Below are 6,271 nucleotides of genomic sequence, written 5' to 3' on the forward strand. Positions count from 1 at the left end.
AACATGCTTAGCTCTGAAGAGGCGTCCTATCCCCTTGTCGGTCGCTCTGGTTCGACTGTCGGCTTCTTTGTGTGGCAGCCATATCGGCCCGGGGCGTTTGTCCTTTTTCAACTGGTGCCAACACTCGTGGTGGTGTTCGGACTGGTACTTGGCGGAATTATTGTAGCTCTGGCCGCTTTGCGCCGGCGGACTTTGAGGCTGATTGAGACCGAGAATCACATCTATCACCTGGCCCACTACGACCTGCTTACAGGGCTGCACAGTCGCGGCCATTTCAACAGTCGTTTGGCTGATGCGCTGACACTGCTGCCCGCGACGGGCGAGCAGCTCGCGATCCTCTATCTTGACCTCGACCGGTTCAAGCAGGTCAATGACAGCTTTGGCCACCCTGCCGGCGACGAGTTGCTCAGGGAGTTCGCAGACCGGCTGAGGCGGCTGACCGTGGAGGTTGACACGGTGGCGCGCCTGGGCGGTGACGAATTCATTATCATCCAGCGCGCGGTCGCAGGCGAGAATGAGGTCAAAACATTGTGCGAGCACTTGATCGAGTCCGCGCGCCGGCCGTTCGAGGTCGCCGGAGTTCAGGTTTTTGTCGGGGTGAGCGTCGGCGTAGCTCTTGCTCCCAGGGACGGGGTGGACCAGGTCGAGTTGGTGCGGAAAGCCGACCTCGCCCTGTATCACGCCAAAGCCGGCGGTCGCAGCGGCTATGCTCTGTTTGAACCCGAGATGGACCAGACGCTGGCAAAGCGTAAGGGTCTCGAACAGGACCTGCGCAAGGCGCTGCAAACGCCCGGCCACATCCGGGTGCATTATCAGCCGCTTTACACCGCCGACACCAACAGGATGACGGGCGTCGAAGCCCTCGCGCGCTGGTCGCACGCAGAGCGCGGTTGGGTCGCCCCTGACTTGTTCGTACCATTGGCAGAGGAAACGGGGCTCATCGAAGTTCTAGGCGAGCTGGTTCTGCGCCAGGCCTGCCTTGACGCGGTGCATTGGCCGATCGAGACCCTGGCAGTGAACGTATCGGGGTTGCAGCTGAACAATCCGAGCTTTGCCATGAAAGTGACGAGCATCTTGTTGGAAACGCAAATGGATCCACGGCGGCTCGAGCTGGAGGTTACGGAAAGCACGCTCTCCCAGCGCCCCACCGAATGCCAGCAGAACATGGCAGCGTTGCGCAGTGTCGGGGTGCGCTTTGCGCTTGACGATTTCGGTACGGGATTTTCCTCATTGGGCCGACTGCAGAGCCTGGAAGTGGACAGGATCAAGATCGACCGAAGCTTCGTGCAGGGCTTTGGCGGCTCGAACGGTGACGAGGCCATCGTTCAGGCGATTATCGACCTGGCTCGCGCGACTGGCCTCAGCACGACAGCGGAAGGGGTCGAGACCGAGAGCCAGTGCAATTATCTGCGCAAGCTCGGCTGCGACCAGCTACAAGGCTTTTTGCTTTCAAGACCGGTGCCAAAAGAGGACCTTCAGGAACTCCTCGACGGCGGATCAAGGCGGGCGACCGCATGAAAATGCGTCTATGTGATTCCCGACGGTCGACGATGCCGCACGCGGATGCAAGCAGCGAATCTTGGCGGCCTGGGACAAGGTGCGTCGACACTCCCCTGGCCAGTGACGCCTGACGATCTGTGTCACCCGCTTCGGGCCAGAGCGATTGATGCGGCTGCGCATGACGCTGGGCTCAACTCTCAACCTCAGCGCACATCGGGCTCTAGGTCGAAAATGGTAGGTCGAGATCAACTCGCGCGACGGCGTAAGCGTCAAGCGAGATGAATTGGTCATCCAGCGGTCTTGCGGTACTTTCCATGAAGTTGGGATCGGTTGCCGCCCGTTCGAACTGCTCGGCGCCAAGAAGAGCTATACGGGCACTGCTCGGCGCATCCGGAAGTTTCACAGATTGCGCCTTGGAGGTAAGGTTGGCGACCCACAGTGTCACGCGCCAATCTTTTTCAGCTGCGATCGTCGCAATGGCGTCAGCGCCGGAAGTTCCTACGGACAGCAGGGTGGCTCCGCCGAGCCTTGAGAGACCCGCCATGACATGGAAAGCGGGATAGACCGTTCGGCCGTCCTGCTGGTCATACCATGGCTGGACGAAATCAGCCTTCCTGTGGATATGGCCAAAGGGGCCGGTGAAGTCCCCTACCGCGACGGCCTCGACCCCTTCGCGAGCGCAGGCCGCGAAATAGCCGAGCGTCCATGCCGCATTGAACAGCCCGCGCTGCCGCGGATCGATGCGGCTCAGACATATGCGGGCGTTCGCTTTGTTCGGCGCGGTGCCCTTTCCGTAGGGGTTCTCGCGGCAGCCGAGCTGACTGGGACCTATGCGCAGCGGCACGCGGTCGCCCGTGAAAGCATGTGCCGAGCGTATCTGATGAGGGATAGCCTGAAGCGTTTCCATCACCGAAATATCATCCGCCGCGTGCACGCTTGGACAGGTGGTGAAGGTCACGTAGTCGAGCGCTTCGGCTGGCGGACGCTTGCGATTGAGTTCGGTGAAGTAAGCGGCCATGCCTCCGCCCAGCCCGATCCCCGGGAAAGCCCGGCGAGCGGCGGAGTAGCATTCGTGGAAGCTGGGCATGACCGGCCGCGGTGCTCCCGGCTGAACGGATTTCATGTCCTGCGCCGGAAAGACGGAGACAGCTTCCAGTTTGAGGCCGATTGTATGGACCGCATCAGCGACGGGCGCCAATTCGCCGAATGGGTCGAGCGTGCCCTTGGTGATGATCTCGAGGACCACGCCTGCGCCGGTCAGCCGTGCAAGCGCGGCGTAGCTTTCGAGTTCATCTTGGCCGTGTCCGAATCGGAGATCGACTTGGCAGACCATCCACTGCGGAGCCATTCGTCGTAGAAGCTCGGGGGATTCAAGCGCGTGCCTTGCCTCGTCGCCAGCGACGCCGACGCCAACGCGAGGCACTTGGCCGACGGGTCTGCCGATCGTCAGGTTGATGAGTGGATTGCGGTTTTCAGACGCCCCGGCACGAAGCGTTCCTGACACGTGTAGCCGGACGACCTGGGTGAATTTCTGGCCCTTGGGCAGTCGGTAAGGCCACGGGCGACGCAGAGGGCGGACATAGGTTTTATAGGAAGCGTCAGACCAATTGCGTTGATCCTCCATCTCGAAGGCATCACCGTCCATGGTGCATGTGGCCCAGATCCCAGGCGCGATCTCATGCGACAACGCCCGGATATCGGTGAACGGACATTTAGGGTCGATGTGGTCCGGAAAGAGCGATAGCTCATCATGACCATCCTCATGCAGCACCTTTACCGGCTTGCCCGCCAAGGCTTCGATCGGATGAAGGACGATGAAGCCGGTCCGATTCGTCAAAAGGTCAGTCTCGGGCTCTGCCTCGGCCGCAAAAGCCAGCGCACCATCACTACTGCCCGAGATCCGTACCTGATAAGCCAGGCGACCGGATGTTGCGGAACATGTTGCACGGTATGCGACGCTGAACACATCCAGCCTTTCATCGATGTGGAGATCATCGAGAACGGCTGTAGCGGTTCCCCAATTTTCGTCCCGCACAAGGAACGAGATTCCGCGCAGAATCTCAATTCCGTCAAGGCGGATGTAGCGTAACGCCCCATTGTCGAAGTCGACCGACAACGGTCCCGCGCGAAGTGTGCGCAAGGGTGGCTCGACCTGTTCGGTTCCACACAAGCGGATGGCTCGAGATGCTGCCAAGGTCAAATTGCTTGCTCCGTCGCAGCGTCAAAAATCGACGCCCGGTTCATGTTGATGTCGATCGGCAGTCTCTCGCCGGGACGGCTGACGTCGTGCGCCTGAAGCTCCGCCACCACTGGCGCGCCGGCAAGGCGGAAGGTCGCATAGCTGCGCGAGCCAGTCGGCTGCAGCAGGTCGATGGTTGCATCATAGCGCAGCGTGCCCGGCTCGGGGGTAGCAGCGTGTGCGCGTGTCAGATGTTCCGGGCGCAGCCCGAGCAGCACCGACTGCCCATCTATAGCGCCATTTAGAGTCCGCCCGGGGGCGATCGGCAGCAGACCATCGGCCAGCCGGATGGCGGCGGCGCTCCCGTCCAAAGCCAGCGTGCCCGGCAGGAAGCTCATGCGTGGGGAACCGAGAAAGCCCGCGACGAAGATCGAGGCGGGGCGCTCGAACAGTTCGAGTGGCGCGCCCTGCTGCTCGATCAACCCGTCGCGCATCAGCACGATGCGGTCAGCCAGTGTCATCGCCTCGATCTGGTCATGGGTGACGTAGATCATCGTCGTGGCGATGTCCTGGTGAAGGCGCTTGATCTCGCCGCGCATTTCGTCGCGAAGCTGGGCATCCAGATTGGACAGCGGCTCGTCGAACAGAAAGATGCGGGGGTTGCGGACTATGGCGCGGCCGATGGCGACGCGCTGACGCTGCCCACCGGATAACTGGCGTGGAAATCGCCCGAGCAAGGGGATGATGCCGAGCATACGCGCTGCCTCGGCAACGCGCGCCTCTACCTCGGGCTTCGGCATCTTGCGCGCCTTGAGACCGAAGCCGATGTTCTTCGCCACGCTCATATGTGGATAGAGCGCATAGTCTTGAAACACCATCGCCACGTCACGATCGCGCGGCCGCAAGTCATTGACCACCTCGCCGCCAATCTCGATCGTGCCTTGCGAACTCTCCTCCAGTCCTGCAATCGTCCTCAAAAGGGTACTCTTGCCGCATCCGGAGGGGCCGACCAGAACGGTGAACTCACCGTCGCGAATGTGGAGGTCAATGCCGCGCACCGCATGGAAGGCGCCGTAGCGCTTGTGCAAGCCGGTGATCCTGACTTCAGCCATGCCTGCCTCTTTCTATCCGCGAACGGCGCCGAGCGTCAGCCCGCGCACGAGATGTCGTTGAGCAAGGACTCCCAGAGCGATGGATGGCACGAGGGAAACAATGGCCAGGGCCGCCGCTTCACCATATTGCGCGCCCTGGAAGCCGATGAAGGAGCGGAATACGGTTGGCAGCGTGAACGCAGTTCGACTGGTCAAAATGAGCGCGAAGAAGAACTCCGTCCAGCAAGCGATGAAAGCGAAGACGGCCGCCGCGACGATGCCCGGGGCGGCAAGCGGCACGGCAACACGCCAGAACGCCTCCCAACGCGTGCAGCCATCGACCAGGGCCGCCTCCTCCATCGACTTCGGCATGCCGCGGAAATACGCGAACATCATCCACACCGACACCGGCAGCGTGAAGACCGTGTAGGCGATGATCAGGCCAATATGGGTGTCGTACAGCCCGACGCCACGATAGATAAGGAATACCGGCAGGACGATGCCGATCGGTGGCAGGAAGCGCTGTGACAGCACCCAGAAAGACAGGTGCTGGCCGCCCGTGTTGTAGCGCGCCAGACTATAAGCCATCAGCGTGCCCAACAACGCTGAAAGCACCGTGGCCGACAGCGAAATGATCAGACTGTTGATGAGCCCGTCGAGGCCGCGATAAGCGAACAGCGCAGCTTTGTAGTGTACAAGGGTCGGCTCGGTAGGGAACCAGACGGGCGGCACGGTGAGGTAGTCGTCGCTCGGCTTGATCGAGGTGTTGAACATCCAGTAGAGGGGCCACAGCACGAACACGAGGAAGAAGCCGAGCAGCAGCATGCGACCGATCGGCACCGACCGGCGTTTCCTGCGGCGGGCGGGCGCGACGGCGGCCATCAGACCGGCTCCACCTTCAAGAGCCGCCGCACCAGCAGCGTCACTACCAGCGCGGTGAAAATCAGGAATAGCCAGCTTCCGGCCGTCGCCTGCGACAGATGAAACTGGGTGAAGCCGACCGTGTAGAGATAGTAGGAAGCCGTGTAGGTTTGCGTACCCGGGCCGCCGCCGGTCATGATAAAAATGGTATCGAACATTCGGATGGCGTCAAGCAGGCGGAAGGTCAACGCCAGCAGCATCATAGACCCGAGATGCGGCAGCGTGATCGCCCAGAAGGCCTGCCAGGCATTGACGCCGTCGAGTTCCGCCGCCTCGTAGAGGTTCGGAGGGATTGCGGTAAGCCCGGCGAGCAGGACGACAAACATGAACGGAGTCCACTGCCAGACATCAGAGATGATCAGCGAGACATAAAGCCATGGGCGCTCGGTCATCCAGCCGATCGTCACCTCCTGCCCCAACAGTTGCGTCAGGATGTAGTTGGTTGGCCCGAAAGGCCGCTGAAGCAGCAGCGTCCACGCTTGGCCGACTATCACCGGGCTGATGAAAAGCGGCACGATCAGGATCGACATGACGACACCGCGCCCCGGAAAGCTGCGCACCATGGTGAGCGCCACCAGAA

At 61.4% G+C, this 6,271-nt stretch carries 5 protein-coding genes; 1 reads left to right on the forward strand and 4 read right to left on the reverse strand.

Going from position 1 to position 6,271, the window contains the following annotated elements; all coding sequences use genetic code 11:
- Window positions 1-1,518 (forward strand): EAL domain-containing protein (locus EN991_RS19490; protein ID WP_127369340.1); only part of this gene is annotated, 1,518 nt, incomplete at its 5' end.
- A gap of 202 nt (window positions 1,519-1,720) precedes the next feature.
- Here the strand turns inward: EN991_RS19490 and EN991_RS19495 are convergent.
- The 4 genes from EN991_RS19495 to EN991_RS19510 all read right to left on the reverse strand — a co-directional run.
- Window positions 1,721-3,616, reverse strand: coding sequence for a hypothetical protein (locus EN991_RS19495; protein ID WP_245461012.1), 1,896 nt, complete (start codon window positions 3,614-3,616; stop codon window positions 1,721-1,723).
- Between the two features lie 80 nt (window positions 3,617-3,696).
- The gene (gene ugpC / locus EN991_RS19500; RefSeq protein ID WP_013525320.1) at window positions 3,697-4,791 is read right to left on the reverse strand and encodes a sn-glycerol-3-phosphate ABC transporter ATP-binding protein UgpC; all 1,095 of its coding nucleotides are present in this window, start codon (window positions 4,789-4,791) and stop codon (window positions 3,697-3,699) included.
- 12 nt (window positions 4,792-4,803) lie between these two features.
- Window positions 4,804-5,652 carry a carbohydrate ABC transporter permease gene (locus EN991_RS19505; RefSeq protein WP_063173904.1) on the reverse strand — a complete coding sequence of 283 codons (849 nt, stop codon included), beginning with the start codon at window positions 5,650-5,652 and terminating at the stop codon, window positions 4,804-4,806.
- The coding region (locus EN991_RS19510) for a sugar ABC transporter permease (RefSeq protein ID WP_164769204.1) at window positions 5,652-6,271 on the reverse strand (620 nt) is incomplete at its 5' end. The genes EN991_RS19510 and EN991_RS19505, both read right to left, overlap by 1 nt.

It is taken from the genome of Mesorhizobium sp. M7A.F.Ca.US.005.03.2.1, assembly GCF_003997795.1.
Classification (GTDB): domain Bacteria; phylum Pseudomonadota; class Alphaproteobacteria; order Rhizobiales; family Rhizobiaceae; genus Mesorhizobium; species Mesorhizobium ciceri.

Coding starts and splice junctions, on each gene's coding strand:
- ugpC (WP_013525320.1), bottom strand. CDS start 4,791: ATGGCTGAAGTCAGGATCACCGGCTTGCACAAGCGCTACGGCGCCTTC.
- EN991_RS19505 (WP_063173904.1), bottom strand. CDS start 5,652: ATGGCCGCCGTCGCGCCCGCCCGCCGCAGGAAACGCCGGTCGGTGCCG.